Annotated in this window: 15 protein-coding genes and 1 tRNA gene; 4 read left to right on the forward strand and 12 right to left on the reverse strand. The window is 52.9% G+C overall.

The window, feature by feature from the left end; translation table 11 throughout:
- Positions 1-5: 5 nt before the first annotated feature.
- The 4 genes from prxU to PLD04_03095 form a co-directional block, all read right to left on the reverse strand.
- Positions 6-713: a thioredoxin-dependent peroxiredoxin gene (gene prxU / locus PLD04_03080; GenBank protein ID HXK67304.1), complete on the reverse strand. Its 708-nt coding sequence runs from the start codon at positions 711-713 to the stop codon at positions 6-8.
- 89 nt (positions 714-802) lie between these two features.
- The gene (locus PLD04_03085; protein HXK67305.1) at positions 803-1,891 is read right to left on the reverse strand and encodes a right-handed parallel beta-helix repeat-containing protein; all 1,089 of its coding nucleotides are present in this window, start codon (positions 1,889-1,891) and stop codon (positions 803-805) included.
- A 146-nt stretch (positions 1,892-2,037) separates the two neighbouring features.
- Positions 2,038-4,233 (reverse strand): catalase/peroxidase HPI, encoded by a 2,196-nt coding sequence (gene katG, locus PLD04_03090; GenBank protein HXK67306.1) that lies wholly within the window; start codon positions 4,231-4,233, stop codon positions 2,038-2,040.
- A complete protein-coding gene (locus PLD04_03095; protein ID HXK67307.1) occupies positions 4,226-4,738 on the reverse strand; it encodes a transcriptional repressor in 513 nt (170 codons plus the stop codon). Before PLD04_03095 ends, katG begins: the two co-directional genes overlap by 8 nt.
- Positions 4,739-5,015: 277 nt before the next feature.
- Between PLD04_03095 and PLD04_03100 the strand changes: the two genes are divergently transcribed.
- The 3 genes from PLD04_03100 to PLD04_03110 all read left to right on the forward strand — a co-directional run bounded on the left by PLD04_03100 (position 5,016) and on the right by PLD04_03110 (position 9,341).
- A complete protein-coding gene (locus PLD04_03100; GenBank protein ID HXK67308.1) occupies positions 5,016-6,797 on the forward strand; it encodes a sulfatase-like hydrolase/transferase in 1,782 nt (593 codons plus the stop codon).
- Between the two features lie 948 nt (positions 6,798-7,745).
- Positions 7,746-8,696, forward strand: coding sequence for a hypothetical protein (locus tag PLD04_03105; protein HXK67309.1), 951 nt, complete (start codon positions 7,746-7,748; stop codon positions 8,694-8,696).
- Between the two features lie 18 nt (positions 8,697-8,714).
- Entirely contained in the window at positions 8,715-9,341 is a 627-nt protein-coding gene (locus tag PLD04_03110; protein HXK67310.1) for a hypothetical protein, read from the forward strand.
- An 85-nt stretch (positions 9,342-9,426) separates the two neighbouring features.
- Here PLD04_03110 and PLD04_03115 read toward each other — a convergent pair.
- The 5 genes from PLD04_03115 to PLD04_03135 form a co-directional block, all read right to left on the reverse strand.
- Positions 9,427-9,518: transfer RNA gene (locus PLD04_03115), tRNA-Ser, on the reverse strand.
- Positions 9,519-10,100: 582 nt separating this feature from the next.
- A complete protein-coding gene (locus tag PLD04_03120) occupies positions 10,101-10,643 on the reverse strand; it encodes a hypothetical protein (GenBank protein ID HXK67311.1) in 543 nt (180 codons plus the stop codon).
- Positions 10,621-11,283 carry a ribonuclease III gene (gene rnc / locus PLD04_03125; GenBank protein HXK67312.1) on the reverse strand — a complete coding sequence of 221 codons (663 nt, stop codon included), beginning with the start codon at positions 11,281-11,283 and terminating at the stop codon, positions 10,621-10,623. Before rnc ends, PLD04_03120 begins: the two co-directional genes overlap by 23 nt.
- On the reverse strand, positions 11,280-11,714 hold the full coding sequence (gene tsaE / locus PLD04_03130; GenBank protein ID HXK67313.1) for a tRNA (adenosine(37)-N6)-threonylcarbamoyltransferase complex ATPase subunit type 1 TsaE: 435 nt from the start codon (positions 11,712-11,714) through the stop codon (positions 11,280-11,282). Before tsaE ends, rnc begins: the two co-directional genes overlap by 4 nt.
- Positions 11,693-13,240 (reverse strand): NAD(P)H-hydrate dehydratase, encoded by a 1,548-nt coding sequence (locus PLD04_03135; GenBank protein ID HXK67314.1) that lies wholly within the window; start codon positions 13,238-13,240, stop codon positions 11,693-11,695. Before PLD04_03135 ends, tsaE begins: the two co-directional genes overlap by 22 nt.
- Positions 13,241-13,328: 88 nt before the next feature.
- Here PLD04_03135 and PLD04_03140 point away from each other — a divergent pair, with 88 nt between their 5' ends.
- On the forward strand, positions 13,329-14,654 hold the full coding sequence (locus PLD04_03140; protein HXK67315.1) for a pentapeptide repeat-containing protein: 1,326 nt from the start codon (positions 13,329-13,331) through the stop codon (positions 14,652-14,654).
- Here PLD04_03140 and pyrF read toward each other — a convergent pair.
- The 3 genes from pyrF to PLD04_03155 are packed head-to-tail and all read right to left on the reverse strand — an operon-like array spanning position 14,651 to position 17,023.
- Positions 14,651-15,343 (reverse strand): orotidine-5'-phosphate decarboxylase, encoded by a 693-nt coding sequence (pyrF, locus tag PLD04_03145; GenBank protein ID HXK67316.1) that lies wholly within the window; start codon positions 15,341-15,343, stop codon positions 14,651-14,653. The genes PLD04_03140 and pyrF overlap by 4 nt on opposite strands.
- Complete coding sequence (locus PLD04_03150; GenBank protein ID HXK67317.1) at positions 15,330-16,262, reverse strand: dihydroorotate dehydrogenase; 933 nt, start codon at positions 16,260-16,262, stop codon at positions 15,330-15,332. Before PLD04_03150 ends, pyrF begins: the two co-directional genes overlap by 14 nt.
- Positions 16,247-17,023 (reverse strand): dihydroorotate dehydrogenase electron transfer subunit, encoded by a 777-nt coding sequence (locus PLD04_03155; protein ID HXK67318.1) that lies wholly within the window; start codon positions 17,021-17,023, stop codon positions 16,247-16,249. The genes PLD04_03150 and PLD04_03155 overlap by 16 nt, the downstream gene beginning before the upstream one ends.
- Positions 17,024-17,043: the final 20 nt, after the last annotated feature.

Below are 17,043 nucleotides of genomic sequence, written 5' to 3' on the forward strand. Positions count from 1 at the left end.
ATCGATCAGGACCCCGGTTTCCAGACTTTCCAGACGGCACCCACGAGATCCGGGCCCGGTTTCAGTGTGACTTTGCCCGGTGACCAGTCCGCCGGACAGACTTCTTTCCCCTTGGTCTTCCTTACCAGCTGGAAGGCCTGGACCTGCCGGATGGTTTCATCAATTCTACGACCCACAGGAGGCGTAAGAACCTCCATGGCCTGAATCACACCATCGGGATCAATTAAAAACCGTCCGCGGATATCTACCCCTGCATTTTCGTCATACACGCCATAGAGTTTACCCAGATTCCCCGCCTGGTCTGAGACCATGGGAAAGGGAATCCCCTCCACCATCTTCGTCAACTCATGATCCACCCACATCTTATGGACGAATACTGAATCGACACTTATGGAAAAGACCTGGACACCCAGTTTCTGAAGGACATCAAATTTGTCAGCGACCGCTGACAGTTCCGTCGGTCACACAAAGGTGAAATCACCCGGGTAGAAGCAGATCAGCACCCATTTTCCCAGGTAATCCGACAATTTTACGGTCGTAAAGCCCCCATTGTGAAAGGCCGGCGCTTCAAAATCCGGAGCCTTGGCTCCCACACGCGCTGTCACCATTTGTTCCTCCTTTTTCAACGTTGACGATTCTTCCGGTTTCGTTTCCTCTGCGGGCCCTACGGCCGTACCGGTGGGCCTGGCACACCCGACATCTCCGTCTGGCATCGCCACCTCCTTTCTCCTTTATGATAGCTCCGGGAGATCATGTTAGCAACCGGGATTTCCTGGACGGCACCTACTTCGGTGTCGAAATATCAGATAATGTTGCCCCCGGCATCGTACCCGCTGAAAACCGCGCCAGCTCCATTGCCACGAAGAATATTGTCACGATAAAAGACGATTGGACTCAGATACAACCCATATCCGGCATTTCCCTGCACCGAATTATCTTCGACCAGGTTTTCCCCGGATACACATGAAATACCATGGTGGCTGGTGGTTGTCCCATTCCCGGTGATGTTATTGCCTCGAATGACATTGTAAGGACCATTGATCTCTATTCCATATGTGCCGTTAAACGACACTGTATTATTTTCGATCAGACATCCCTGGGAACAACGGATCCCCATCTTCCCGTTATAGATGGAAAGATTCCCGGAAATCGTCGCGTTTGCGGTGACAGAGATACCCACTCCATTGATCCCGTCATTGCGGACCCGGTTTCCAACTATCCGAGAACCGCCAGACTGCCAGATGCTCGGACCAATAATAAAGATTCCAGAATAGCTGGAATCCGTCTGGGCATAGCGGGTCACTTCATTGCCGCGGATCTCGCTGGCCGTCACATCATCGAGATAGATGCCGTAGAATCCAGTTCCCTCCACGACGTTATCGGTGACTCTGCACTCCAGCGATCCGGGATCTCCCTGAAGCAAAATCCCGTACAGTGCCATAATATCAGGCGATGATCTCACTATCCTGCAGTGGTCAATATCTGCTTTATTGACCCTGGTCATGGAGATTCCGGAAGTGACCGGATCGATGATTTCCACATCTTTGACCGAGACCCGAATTGAACTGGAGGATCCCATATGGTGAATACCGAACATTCCACCCTTCAGACGTCCGTTATAAAAGAAAAGATCCGTTTTTCCCGATGAGATTTCCATCACCGCCGCGCTGGATGAGCTGGTGCTGAGCGTAAATCCTCCAAGATCGACCTGGACTTCATCGGCCTGGATCGTAAGAACACTGCCCGATGCAATGGAAATATCCCGGGTTACGATGTAGTGGCCCGGCTGCGTGATCGTGGTCTGCTGGTAGATGGGGACTTTCCCTTCCCCAGCCAAAAGGCATACTGTTGCTATGCAGAAAAGGATAACCAGGAAACTTGATTTTGCCATAACCCACCTCATGGAGAGATGAGAAAATTATAGCAGGTATTTCCAGGCTGGAAGAAAGGAACGATCGTTGAAATTTGATTAAAATGAAAACCCCGGTTCGGCAACCCGAACCGGGGCTATGGATGAACTTACAAAAGAGACGGTAATCAGGCGAGGTCGAACCGGTCCAGCATCATAACCTTGTTCCACGCCGCAATGAAATCCCGCACGAACTTATCCTTTGCATCGTTTTGAGCATAGACCTCGGCCAGGGCGCGCAGCTGCGAGTTGGAGCCGAAAATCAGGTCCACGCGGGTGGCAGTCCACTTGAGATCTCCATTCTTTCGGTCCCGCCCTTCAAACGTTTCCCCGGCATCGGAGGTTGGCTTCCACACTGTACCCATGTCCAGCAGGTTGACGAAAAAGTCATTTGTCAACTGCCCGACCCTGGTTGTAAAAACACCGTGTTTTGACTGACCTGTGTTGGCGCCCAGGACACGCAGACCACCCACCAGCACCGTCATCTCAGGTGCGCTCAGGGTCAACAGCTGCGCCCGGTCCACGAGCATCTCCTCAGCCGATACAGTAAAGACCTGTTTCTGGTAATTGCGAAAACCGTCGGCCTGGGGCTCCAGCGGTACAAAAGATTCCACGTCGGTCTGTTCCTGAAGGGCGTCCATGCGGCCCGGGGTAAAGGGTACCTTCACCGCGTACCCCGCAGTTCTGGCCGCCGATTCAACAGCGGCACATCCGGCCAGGACAATGAGGTCCGCCAGAGAGACCTTCTTGCCATCCGTCCGGGAGCCGTTGAATTCTTTCTGAATCCCTTCCAGTACACTCAGGACCCTGGTCAGCTGTTCCGGCTGGTTCACGGCCCAGTCCTTTTGTGGCGCGAGGCGAATGCGCGCGCCGTTGGCTCCTCCGCGCCTGTCCGACCCCCGGAAGGTCGAGGCCGAAGCCCATGCGGTAGAGACTAGCTCCGCGACTGACAGGCCCGTAGCCATAACCTTTTCCTTCAGACCGGCAACATCGCTGTCATCGATCAGGGGATGATCGACAGCGGGGATCGGGTCCTGCCAGATCAGATCCTCTTCGGGGACTTCCGGACCGAGATAGAGGATCTTGGGCCCCATGTCCCGGTGGGTCAATTTAAACCAGGCACGGGCAAAGGCGTCGGCGAAGGCATCCGGGTCCTTGTGGAATCGGCGTGCGATGGGTTCGTAGATCGGGTCGAAGCGAAGGGACAGGTCGGCCGTGGTCATCATGGGCCGGTGCTTCTTTGTGGGGTCATGGGCGTCCGGAATCATGTGCTCTTCCTTGACGTCTTTGGCCAGCCACTGATTGGCTCCGGCCGGGCTCTTGACCAGTTCCCACTCGTAGCCGAAAAGCATATCGAAGTAGCCCATGTCCCACGCTGTGGGATTGGGCTTCCAGGCTCCCTCGATGCCGCTCGTCGTAGTGTGCACGCCCTTGCCGGATCCAAACTTGTTGATCCAGCCCAGACCCTGCTCCTCGATGGGAGCGGCTTCCGGTTCAGGACCTACCAGTGCCGGATCTCCCGCGCCGTGAGCCTTGCCAAAGGTGTGTCCACCCGCAACAAGCGCTACAGTCTCTTCGTCGTTCATCGCCATGCGGGCAAAGGTTTCACGCACATCACGTCCCGAGGCCACGGGATCAGGCTTCCCATTCGGGCCCTCAGGGTTCACATAGATCAAACCCATCTGCACTGCGGCCAGGGGATTCTCAAGATCGCGGTCTCCACTGTATCGTTCGTCGCCCAGCCAGGTCTCTTCCCTGCCCCAGTAGATATCCTCTTCGGGCTGCCAGATGTCTGTGCGGCCGCCGCCGAAACCGAAGGTCTTGAACCCCATTGACTCCAGTGCGCAGTTGCCGGTCAGGATCATGAGGTCGGCCCAGGAAATCTTGTTGCCGTATTTCTGCTTGATCGGCCAGAGCAGGCGGCGTGCCTTGTCCAGGTTTCCATTGTCGGGCCAGCTGTTGATCGGCGCAAAGCGCTGGTTCCCTGTTCCGCCCCCGCCACGACCGTCAGCCGTGCGGTAAGTACCCGCACTGTGCCAGGCCATGCGGATAAAGAGACCGCCGTAGTGGCCCCAGTCGGCAGGCCACCAGTCCTGCGAATCGGTCATCAGCGCGTTCAGGTCCTTTTTCAGGGCCGCAAGATCAAGCTTCTTGAATTCTTCTACGTAGTTGAAGCCGGGATCCATCGGATTGGCAGCCGGAGCGTGCTGGTGAAGGATCCCCAGGTTCAGCTGGTTGGGCCACCAGTCACGATTTGAGGTACCTCTTCCGGCAGTCGTACTGCCCGTTTTGCCCGTCACCGGGCATTTGTTTTCTTCAGACATTCTTTCCTCCTTTTTTACCTATGTTTCCTTCATTCCGTCTTGATGTTTTCGAAGCGCTCTCATGCCGGGCGCACACACGGCACAGACCCCGCACTTCCACGTGGGTGGACTCGATCGTCCCGAAGGAGTGAACATCTTCGGGGATGGACAGGCCGCTGAATTCCTCACTGAGAAAATCTCTTGTCTTTCCGCACCGTGTGCAGACAACGTGATGGTGAGGTTCGAGATTGGCGTCGAACCGTGCGCGATCGTGGGATGGTGTGAGGGTCCGGATCAGACCGAGGTCGCGAAAGAGCCAGAGCGTGCGGTATACGGTGTCCAGGGAGAGAGCCGGCATCCGTTCCCGAACACCCTGAAAAACGGCTTCCGCATCGGGATGATCAACGGATCCGGTCACCTCGCGGAAGATCTCCAGCCTCTGAGGGGTAACCCTCACACCGGCCCGGTGCAGGGCCTCTTTCAGCAGGGAAAGCCTATTCTCAACTTTGCCGGGAAAGTCAGTCACGAATCACCACACGTTCCGCAACATTTCCAATTAGGAATTTATTCCGATTTAGTGACAGATCCAGCAGCCGTTAGATCAATCATCGTCTTCAATGGAATGAAGGCTGGATGAACTTCGCAGCTTTTTGCTTCCCAATTTGACACCACAGGACCCTGGAGATAGACTTGGTTCATGGGAAGGTATCTTTGAAAAAAACAGAAAACAAAGGTCCATGAAAGAACTTATCAAAAAAAAGGCTGGTTTATTCTTACTTTTTCTAATTTTGACCTGCCTTATTTTGTTCCTACCGAGTTCATGTAATTCCAGAAAGAAAAACACACCCATATCAAGTGAATCGAACAAAAAGAAGGAGAAATCCTCATTTCTTCTTATTACGCTTGACACCTGGCGGTGGGATTATCTGGGTATTTCGGGAAGCGGAAAGGTCAGTACACCCAACCTGGATTATCTCGCAAAACATGGACTATACATAAAGGAAGTCCTGACACCCTGTCCGCTGACCACGCCAGCGCACGCCACGATTTTCACCGGGCTCAATCCTCTGCAGCACGGAGTGCTGGATTGCACAAGCTACCGTCTGCAGCCAGAATTTGAAACCCTGGCCACACAATTTAAAAGGAAAGGATATCGAACGGCTGCCTTTGTCTCCTCGGAGACCTTAAAACGCAGATTCGGGCTCGATCAGGGATTTGATGTCTATGATGATTCCGGAATTGGGAAGAGAGATACCAATGACTGGCTGCCCGCCACAAAGAGCGGAGAGGACACGACAAAAGCAGTCCTGAAGTATCTGACAGAGGAAAGGGAAGCGGGACCCCGCTTTCTCTGGGTTCACTATTATGATTTGCACGTCCCCTATCGGGCAAGACCGGAATACGATCAAAGATATCCATCTCAGCCTTACGCGGCACAGGCCTCCTTTTTAGATGATCAGGTTCAACTGTTGATGGAGATCGTCAATCGAGATAAAGATCAATCCTGGAAAGTCATGATCGTGGGTGACCATGGAGAGGGATTGGGCGACCATGGAGAATATGGGCATGGCTACGGGCTGTACCGATCTACACTTCATGTTCCTCTCATTCTCTTTCCGAATCCGGAATTGCAGGCTCCTTCCTCAACGCTGTGTTCCCTTGAAGATGTATTTCCTACCGTACTGGATTGGTTTGATTATGAAGCAAAGATAGAGATTGATGGATCCAGCCTTTTCCGAAATGACAATGAACATGCTCCATTTTTCAGCTTTTCTTTTCTGCCCGCTTTCATGTTTCGAATCAATCCCGTGCTTGGAATCCGCAAGGGTCCCTATATGTACATTCGACATGGTTTACAGGAACTGTACAATCTTGATCTCGATCCTGACGAAACAAAGAATCTCGCTGAAAATCCAGAATACCGTGAAATCCTGAGCGAGATGCGAAGGCTTGCATTTCAGACATATGCAACAGACAGACTGCAACCGATCCTGCAGCATCAGACTTTGGTTAACGACCAGGAAGCGACCAAAAGCCTTCAAAGTCTGGGTTACATGTCGGGCGGGTCTGTTCAGTTGTCTTCTCTTCAGCGGGTCGATATCCATCAATTTCTTCTGGACTTTAATGCCATGGAAGCAGCCCAGGAAGCCGGATTTCGATCCAAAGACTGGACGGGGCTTATCCGGGAATGCCGAAATATGATTCATAAATACCCCCAGGCTCAAACTGTCTATAAGAATTTTGGAAAGCTACTTATCTCACAGAGTCTTTTCAAGGAGGCTGTTCCCATCCTGGAGAAGGCGGTTTCTCTTAATCCTGAGGATAGTGCCAGCATGATGAATCTGGGGACTCTATGCATCCAGATGGGGGATTATCCTCGTGCCAGAGGACTCCTGACAGCGGCATTGGAAATTGCGCCTGATGATCCTCAGGCTCACAATAATCTTGCAATATTATGCGGCGATTATCTGGGTGATGTCCCATGTGCTGTTGAACATTTCAGGCGTTACCTTGATCTTGTACCAAACGCGCCGGAACGGAAACAGATTCTTTCCTACATCGAACGCAATAGCGTCCAGCGATAATCAATTCTTTCCCCTGATAATTCCGGGGACAGTTTACCCATTTATTTGGATAATTCCGGGGACAGTTTACCCATTTATTTGGAACGAAAATACACTCTCACCTCAGGGACACGTAGCAAGTACATGTCCCACGATCGTTTGCTTCTGTGTGAAAGGATGATGGGGGTCAGGAGGCCCGCCTTCGCTAAACAACAGCTTCGGCGTGGCACGTTTCGTTTCGAGGAAACGAAACGTGGCGGAGAGGGTGGGATGAGTTTTGCCACTTTTTGACAAACAGTTTGACACCCCTGCACCCTGGCGATACACTTAATTCATGGAAAGGGATTTTCTAGGAACACTAAGGAGAAATTGGTATTGTGTCCCCAGATTATACGGATTCATCATACTTTTTAATGGAGCGAAGGCTGGCGGAGAGGGTGGGATTCGGGCCGAGTTCACCCTAGATCAGTAATCCCCCGAGGCCACTCAGAGGGGGGCAGGTGGGTGTGAAGAGCAACCGAAGGTGAGTATCTTGGGTGGGTGTGCGGGGTGGTGGGTGGCGGGGCGGATGGGATGAGTTTCGCAACTTTTTGCTATCCCAGGACTACGAATTACCCCAGAATCAAGCCTTCTCTCCTATCTATACCCTGTCCACAAGCGTCTGAAATCACATGGCTTCCACCCCATTTTCCATGCATTTCTCGACGACAAACACCTTAATATACTCTGCGGCCGGTTGACCAGTGGGCTCGCACGGAGTTGTATTAGAAAAAATGACCAATTGTATCTCTACCTTCTGTTACAGATTGTAACAGGGGTAATTAAGCGTACTTCAGCAAGGCCTTGAGAAAATCCTTATTTTACATAGGTTTTTCGCGATGAGATCTTCTGGTATTGATATTGCACGTAGATTTCTCATGTATTTCAAAATCGGATGGGGATTATAATGATGGTTACTGAGGAGGCAATATGAAAAAACTATTGACCATCATGTTATTGCTCATAACGACTTCACTCCTGGCAGGGTGGAAGTGGGAGAAGTTGGATACTGGGGAGGGGCCACCGATCTATGAAAATTCTGGAGATAGTTTCTTAGACTTCCATTTAGCATATGACCCTATGATGGAGAAACTTGTGTTGACGTATTATAACGAAGAGACCTCCATGAGCGACACATGGTTGTTCGATGGTTATAATTGGACATATGACTGTACCCATCTAGCAAGTAGCAACCAATACAACCATCAATTCGAACCAAACCAGATGTTCTATGATGAGAGCAATAAGATGTTGATGGATGTAAGGCTCTACTATTGCAATCCAAATCCTCCTCATCCTTATCTCTGCAATCTGCTTTGCAAGAAAGATAATAGTGATTGCTGGAATTGTTTTTTGGAGACAGAAGCAACAAGCTTAACCACATATGATATCAATCGCCGTAAAGCGCTATTTTTTCACAATTCTTTCAACAGCATATTCGAATGGGATGGTTATCAAATTCACGAAGTATATTTTGATAAGTACTATAGTGCAGATATCGTAGTCTATGACGAAATGAGCAAGTTAGTCATTATGTATGATTGGAATAGAGACATTACATTAGAGTATGATGGAGTTGAAATTCAAGAGTATGAAGGTCTAGGTTCTATTGCTACTGGGATTATGTCAATGTCATACAATCCGAAATTCCATGGTGTTGTTGCGGGCTTCTTGCCCGGTAATACATACCTATACAGGAATCACAGCTGGCAATTATTAATTGGGAGCTCTGAAGACGAACTTCCTATATCGCTGGTCGGAAGAATGATCTATTTCCCACCAACTGATCAGTTTTTACTATTAACGTTTCCTTGGGGTGAAGGAGGAGCTCTAATCATATATTCACTAGTAAGAAGACATGAAAGACCTTTTCAGAAATAATTATCTTCGGAGGGCACAATGAAATTTTTATTCTCAATCTTTTTAACCGTAATCCCATTAATAAGTTATTGCAGTATTCAAGACCTTGCATTTAAATCTGACTTCCTCACTGTAAATCCAATCTCCGTACCTTACAATGAAATCGATAATTATCCTGCCAAACAACAATGGAAACAAGAGTTCCTTAATAGATACGGCAATCAGTGGGGAATAATCATTGATTTGCGCAGTGGAACACCAGTACACATCTTCGGTCAAGGCATTCCATTTTTCCCTGGTTTAGGGAATGAGCTACCATTTCAGGGTGAAGTAACCGAGTCTGAGGTTGTTAATTCAGTTATGGAATTCTTGAACTTACATTCTGCATTATTCAATATTAATCCTCAAATCTGGGGACACAATACCTATTTCTTTTGCAAGAAACCATGGCTCACTTCAGGGACACGTAACAAGTACGTGTCCCACGTTCGCTTGGCTCTATGTGAAATGATGATGGGGGGGTGGGAGCCCGCCTTCGCTAAACAACAGCTTCGGCGTGGCACTTTTTTGTATCTGCGAACAAAAAGTTGGCGGAGAGGGCTTGTCTCGACGAAGCCTTGCGCGAAGTCGGATGGGATTCGGGCCGAGTTCACCCTAGATCAGTAATCCCCCGAGGCCGCTCAGAGGGGGGCAGGTGGGTGTGAAGAGCAACCGAAGGTGAGTATCTTGGGTGGGTGTGCGGGGTGGTGGGTGGCGGAGAGGGTGGGATTCGAACCCACGGTCCCCGGTTAAAGGGACAACTGCTTAGCAGGCAGCCCTGTTCGACCACTCCAGCACCTCTCCGGTAGGGTCGGGGACGTATTATACCCTGATTACTCACGATAGAAAACCCTTTCAGGAATTCCCGAAAAGGTGGTAATGATGCTTTGTTATACGGAACCACCAAACCCACCCTCCCCTCGGGACACGTAACAAGTACATGTCCCTCGATCCCTGTTCGACCCCTTCCGGTTGCAGGTCTCACCCGTCGGATTCGCGAAAACGCCAGATTTCTCGTCAGCGCAAGGAAGATGATTGAGCAAACCGGAGCTGAAGTTGACACTTCAGTGAGGATTTGCGATTGAATCTGACGAAGGGACGGCGGGGAAGATGGGGTTTGCAGCATTCGGCGGGCGGGATCTGCAGCCGAACACCCTCCGGTAGGGTCGGGGACGTATTATACCCCGATTATTCACGATAGAAAACCCTGTCAGGAATTCCCGAAAAGGCGGCGATGATGCTGGGGATAAAGAACCCTCACGGCTTCCGCACTCCTCGGAACACGATCCTGAATGAAACCCGGCGGGACATGTATTGTTACGTGTCCCTAAAGGGTTGTCTTCATTCAGGTCATGTCCCTCAATCCCTGGCAGGGCTTCCGGGGATTCAGCTCAGATCCTGTTCTTCCTTTTCAAAGAAGTGTTCCAGCTGCGTGATGTGGTACTTGATCTGAAGGAGGTGACGGAGAATCTCCCGGCGGCGCTGCTCCTCGTCAGAAAGCTGGGATCCGTACCACCTCTGGAGGTGGCGGTAAATCTGTGTCTGCGGGGCGATCTTGGGAATCACACCTCGACAGGTAATGGAAGCAATTTTCGCGAGCTTTTCGGCATCCGTGGGATCGGACATGGCCACGGTGACATTCTCCTCATCAGCGCCGAGGGGAAGGCACCCGAGATCCATGGCCTGGTAGGCGCTCAGCAGGCTTAACGCGACGCCGGTCGGTTGTGCCTCATCCAGGTTTACACCTTCGACATCCTTTTGAAGCGCCAGCATCGTGGAAAGGATATTCTCGTCGACGAGTTTCAGCTGGAGCAGGGATTCGCCGATCAGCCCTCCGGTTTCTCTCTGGCGTGTTAAAGCTCGTTCCAGCTGCTCCTCGGTGATAACCTGGGCTTCCTGAAGCAGTTCACCGATCTTTTTCGTTCCCATGATCAACCTCCATGGCCGCGAGGGCCTGTCGTGCAGCATCCTGCTCTGCCTCTTTTTTGGAGCCTCCCTTTCCCCGGCTCAGAATCTCTTCCCCGGCCCGGACCTCTGTGACAAAGGTTACCTTGTGAGCAGGGCCCTGTGATTCCAGAATCCGATAGGTGGGAGACGGCAGCCCCCTTCCCTGCAGAAATTCCTGAAGGGCAGTCTTATAATCCCTTGAGAGTGATTTCTGGAGTGCCGCCGGCTTCATGTCGTCTGTGAAGAGTTTCATTACTCTTTTTCGGCACTTTCGTAATCCCTTTTCGAGGTAAAGATAGGCAATATAGGCTTCAAACGTGTCGGCCAGCAGGCTGTCCTTCGTCCTTCCTCCCGCCTTCTCTTCCCCTACACCCAGACGAAGTTCTTGATCCAGTTTCAGGAGTCGGGCTTTGCTGGCCAGATGTCCCCGGGACACCAGAGCGGCCCGAGCCTTGCTGAGAAAACCTTCATCCCGATCGGGAAAAGCTTCGTATAAATGCTCGGAAATGATAAAGCTCAGGATGGCATCACCCAGGTACTCCAACCGCTGGTTATCGGCATCAAGACCCTGCTCATTGGCAAAGGAGCGATGGATAAACGGCAGGGCTGGCTTCTTCGTCACCTGTCCATTATACCGTAGAGGGTAATTTGCCTTGTGTCTTCAGCATCACCCCAGGCAAATCGAATCGTCAGCAGGGGTGGGTACTTCGCCAGAAGGTCTTCATGCATCCATTCCATTACTACAGGCCGGTCGTCCTCTAGAATTTCCACAATTCCCGCTTCGACCAGTTCCCCTATCCCCGATTCCCTCAGCCGGTATAGATCGACATGGTAAAAGAGTCCGTAATCCTGAACCAGGGTAAAGGAGGGAGAAGACACCCGGGCAGGGTTCACGCCGATGCCCTTCGCAAATCCCCTGACAAATGTTGTCTTTCCCGACCCCAGCGGTCCATCAAGAACCAGGAGACCGGCACCAGGAAATTCTCTGCCGATCCGCTCTCCCAGAGTTTCTGTTTCCTCCGGATTACGGGTCAGGAAGGTTCCGTCAACCATTTCAGCGCCCGGGGGATCATGTCGAGGAGATCCCCGGCCATCAATGAAATTTCACCTGTCGATTCAAGGGCAAGGTCTCCCGCAATCCCATGAAGAAAGGTGGCGAGGCAGGCTGCCGCTTCCGCCGTGTATCCCTGGCCCACCAGGCTGGTGATCATACCACCCAGAATATCCCCCATTCCCCCTGTGGCCATACCCGGGTTGCCCGTAGGATTGACGTATACGCGGTCTCCGGGAACACCGATCAGCGATTGATGACCCTTCAGGATTGTGACGGCATTACTCTGTCGCACCGCATCCTGGACAGTGGCCACACGTTCGGCCTGAACCCTGTCCACATCCACATTAAGGAGTCGTGCCATTTCCCCGGGGTGCGGAGTCAGGATCGTCATCTCCGATCGTTCCCGTAACCGGGGCAGTTTACCCTGAAATGCGGTCAGAGCGTCCGCATCCAGAACCACCGGATGGGCCAGTCCCATGACCAGAGTTCGTATGAAATCCTGAGTCTCTTCACCGGTTCCCATACCCGGTCCGATCAGCACTGCATCTTTGTCCCTGCAGAATTCAATTAAACCCGGAAGAGAATCCGGATTAATCGTTCCTTCGTGGGTGGACATGAGGACACGGCCCATTATTTCGGAGCCTCCATGAATCGTGGAACTCACACAGGGTTCAACTGACGCCACCGTGACCAGGCCTGCCCCCATGCGGTAAGCCGCCCTGGCCGCCAGAGCTGCCGCACCGGGTTTGTCCCGGCTTCCCGCAATAACCACGACGTGGCCGAAACTTCCTTTGTGGGATTCAAGAGGACGGGATTCAATCAGGGTTGACAGCGCATCTTTCCCGAGAAGTTCCAGGGTAGCCAGGCCTTCCAGAACCTCAAAGGGGATTCCGATATCGACGACCACAACGTCTCCCATGAACGAAACTGCCGGAGTGAAGACATGGGGAACCTTCAGCGCGGCAAAGGTCACGGTCATGTCTGCCTGTACTGCGGGACCGATTAGATCCTGGGTCGATCCGGAGAGACCGCTGGGGATATCCACGGCCAGAACCGGTACTCCTGACCCTGAGAGGAGAGCAACGGCCTCCGCGTACATCCCGTTCAGGGGTTTGGTCAGTCCCGTTCCGAAAAGGGCGTCAATGGCCAGGTCGGCCCGGGAGAGGGCGTCAGCAAGTCGGATCATGTCCCGGCGAGACTTCACCGTCATGATGGGAACCCCCATCCTCCTTGCAATCCTCAGGTTTTTCGCTGCATCTCCCCGGACTTCCTTCAGCGATGCGAAGAGCCAGACTTCAACCATCCTCCCCCGGTTATGCAGGTGCCGGGCGACGGCCAGACCGTCACCCCCGTTATTTCCCTTTCCGGCAAGGATCACAACCCTCTGGGCATCACTGAATCTTTCATGAACAACATCGACTATACCCGTGGCTGCATTCTCCATAAGGACGATGGAGGGGATGCCGTACTGCTCGATGGCCTGTCTGTCCGCCTCCCGCATCTGTGAACTGGTTACGATAAACATGATTCCTCCTCGGGATGGCCCTAAAAAAGTATATCCTACTTTGCAAAACGGGGAGACATTCCGCATTCTGCCATGTATAATCGTGACCATGGCTCATCCGTCTCATGTGGAACTGCTGACTTCGGGTCGATGGAACGCCTGGAGAAAGGAGAATCCCGTCATCGTGCCGGATCTCAGTTCCATTCATCTGAAGGATGTGAAACTGGGGAATGTCGATCTGACCCATGCGAACCTGGCGGGAACAACCCTCGAAAACTGTGAAATGAAGGGTGCGGTTCTGCAGGGCTGCCAGACGACGGGCCTGACACTGGTTCAGGTGGACCTTACCGATGCATTGCTGGACACTCTTGATCTGTCCACCGCGAAACGTATTTCCGGGCTCATTCTTCACGGTGCGCGCCTTACCCGGGTCTCCCTGGCAGGGCTTGCCCTCGAAGGATGTGACTTTACGAACGCCATCCTGAAGGAAGTCAATTTCGGCAGCGTTTCCTCAAGCGATTTCGTGCTCAACAGGACACAGCTGGAGAGTTGCGATTTCAGGCAGGCACGTCTCGCGCGAAGCCAGTGGAATGAAGTTCAGGCTCACCAGGTTGATTTGTCGGACACCGATCTGGCAGAAATCACCATGATCAATTCCAGCCTGGACGCCTGCCGTACCACCGGCATCAAGGCTCCGGAACACACCTTGCGGAACTGCAGGATAATATCGGCCAGCCTGGCAGGATGCAACCTGACTGGCGCCATCTGGTCGGGTGTAAAGCTGGGGAAAGTCACCATTTCTGATTCAATTCTCAACGGAATCCGATTCGTGGGAATGGAACTCAACGAGATCCGGATCGAAAAATCTCAGCTAAACCGTGCGGGATTTGAAGACACATCGCTGGAGGGCGCTTCTTTTCTGGAATGCGAAATGGAAGAACTTAAGCTTTCCGGAAAAGATATCAAGAGTGTTACCTTCGCACGCTGTGAGATGTCCGGAAGCACCTTCAGCCAGGCCAAGCTGGCGAATGTAATCCTGCGTTCCTGCACGTTGAAGGGTGTATCGATGGCCGGCATGACCGCACGCATGGTGGATGCCGCGGGAGGAAAGTGGACTGAAGCCTGTCTCAGCCGGTCACGCTGGGACCGTTCAAGCCTGCTGAAGGGATCCTTCCTGAAATGTGAGGCGGATGGTGTGCTTTTCAATGCCTGCGACCTCTCCCAGACCCAGTGGGAACGAAGCAAGCTCCAGGGTGCCAAATTTCCCCATGCCGACCTTACGGGAGCCCGGTTTCGCCAGACCTTTCTCAATTCCTGCAATTTCGAAACTGCAACCTTGAAAAAGACCAGGTTTACTCGGTCCTTTCTGAGGAAGGCCGTATTTCCATCTCCATTTCTCTGGAAGATCAAGCTTCTTGTGACCCGGTTTTTCTAAGCCTTCAGAATGGCCATTAATCCTTCCACGGGATTTTCTGCCCGAATAATAGGTCGGCCCACGACAAGATAGTCACTTCCCGCCGCAACGGCCTCCGAAGGTGTCGTTACCCTCCTCTGGTCATCTCCGGTGGAGGAGGGCAGGCGAATCCCCGGGGTAACTGCAAGAAAATCTGAAGCCGTTGCTGCCTTGATTCTCGCTACTTCCTCCGCGGAACAGACAACACCATCCAGACCTGCATCCCGGGCTCGAGCAGCGAGGGTTACGGCCCATTCGCCGGGATGGTCGGGAAGATCGATCTCTTGTAAGTCTTCGGGCGACATACTGGTCAGCACCGTTACGCCGATAAGGATGGGACGGGGTCCCGATCCGCTGTCGAGTCGCTCCCTCGCCGCCCGCATGGCCCGCATACCGGCACTGGTATGGAGATTGACCATCCAGATATTCAGGGTCCGGGCCGCCCCCACCGCACCGGCCACCGTATTCGGGATGTCGTGAAACTTCAGATCCAGGAAAACCCGGGCGCCCCGGCCCACAAGATCCTCGACAAAGGAAGAACCCCACTGCAGGTAGGCCTGAAGTCCAACCTTGAAGGCGACTCCATGGGGAAGCAGCATCGTAACGATTTCCCGGGCCTGTTCGCGGTCCTCAAGATCCAGGGCGACGATAATCTGATCAGGGTGTACCATGGCGAACCATCTTTCCAATAAGATCGTGAATTGAAGAGAGACCCCTTGCTTCCATGAAGGAGGAGAGGCCGTGAACGAGGGTCGTGGGGCAATCGGGTTCCCGGAAGAGGATCGTACCCACCTGGACCGCCGTGGCCCCGGCCAGCAGAAACTCCACGATATCCTCCACCCGGACAATCCCCCCGCATCCGATAACCGGAATTCCGACCCTGGAGGCCACTTCATAGGTGAAGCGCAGGGCGACGGGTTTGATGGCGGGACCCGATAGACCCCCGAAGATCGTGTGGAGTTTGGGCTTGCCGGTTTTTATGTCGATCGCCATTCCACGGAGGGTATTAATACAGGTAACCGCATCGGCACCGGCTGATTTCGCAGCCTCGGCCAGGGGTACGATCGATGTAATGTTCGGGGTCAGCTTTACCCACAGGGAACCGGCATAGACGGCCCGGCAGCGGGAAGTGATTTCGTGCAGAACATCGGGATCGACTCCGAATTCCATACCCCCCTTATGCACATTGGGGCAGGACAGGTTCAGCTCCAGGGCGGGAATCCCCGCCTCATTGCAGAAGCGGGCCAGCATAACATAGTCTTCAATGGTTTCCCCGAAAATATTTGCCGCCACGGTGGCTCCAAGGGAGAGGAGGTCTGGCAGCTTTTCCCGGATGAAGGCATCGACTCCGATATTCTGAAGCCCGATGGAGTTCAGCATGCCTGAAGAGGTCTCCGCGATTCGAGGGATCGGATTTCCCTTCCGGGGCTTGGGGGAAAGCCCTTTGACCACGACGGCTCCGATGGAATCCAGCGGGAAGAATTCCGCCAGCTCCAGACCGTACTCACAGCACCCGGAAGCCGTCATGATGGGATTTTTCAGCGTGAGGGGACCGAGGGAGACCGAAAGGTCCATCAGAGGGATTCCCATTCAATCAAATCGGATCTCAGGATCGGACCGTCCTTGCAGGTTCGTACCATGCCTTCCGATGTAGGAACAACACACCCCAGGCAGACACCATATCCGCATCCCATCATATTTTCCATGGAAACGTAGCAGGGTGTTGCGGATGCGTGAGCAAGCTCATGAACCGCACGCATCATGGGCGTGGGCCCGCAGGTGAAGATCGCTTCATAGCCGTGATCGGGCCGTTCCAGGGCCGGTTGCAACAGATCGGTCACAAGTCCCCGTTTGCCATAGGATCCGTCCTCGGTGGAGACATGGCAGAAAGCCCTCCCGAGGAGGCGTTCAAAGTGATCAAAGAAGAGAACATCCTGTTTTGACTTTCCTCCATAGAAAAAGTCCATCACCTGGCCTTCCCGAAGGCGGCGGCTGAGAAAAAAGAATGGAGCCACGCCGTATCCGCCCGCAACGAGTGCGGCTCGGCTGACATCGGGAAAGGAGTTCCCGAGAGGTCCAATGATCCCGACGGACATCCCGGAAATGAGTTCGTGGAGAATCCGGGTACCGCGCCCGACCTCTTTAATCAAAATGGAGACCGTTTCCTGTCCGACTTCCAGGATGCTGAAGGGCCGCGGGAGCAGGGGATCAAGGGATTCGGAGACGGTAATCATTACGAATTGACCCGGTTTGGCCTGTGCGGCAATCGGAGGCGCCACAAGGTCCAGGATAAAGTACCCCGCCCCGAGACCTTCTTTCGATCGGATCCTTGCCTTGAGTTTTACCTTCACTTGAAGCATATTATCAGGTA

Source organism: Thermoanaerobaculia bacterium (genome assembly GCA_035593605.1).
In the GTDB taxonomy this organism is placed as follows: Bacteria; Acidobacteriota; Thermoanaerobaculia; order UBA2201; family DAOSWS01; genus DAOSWS01.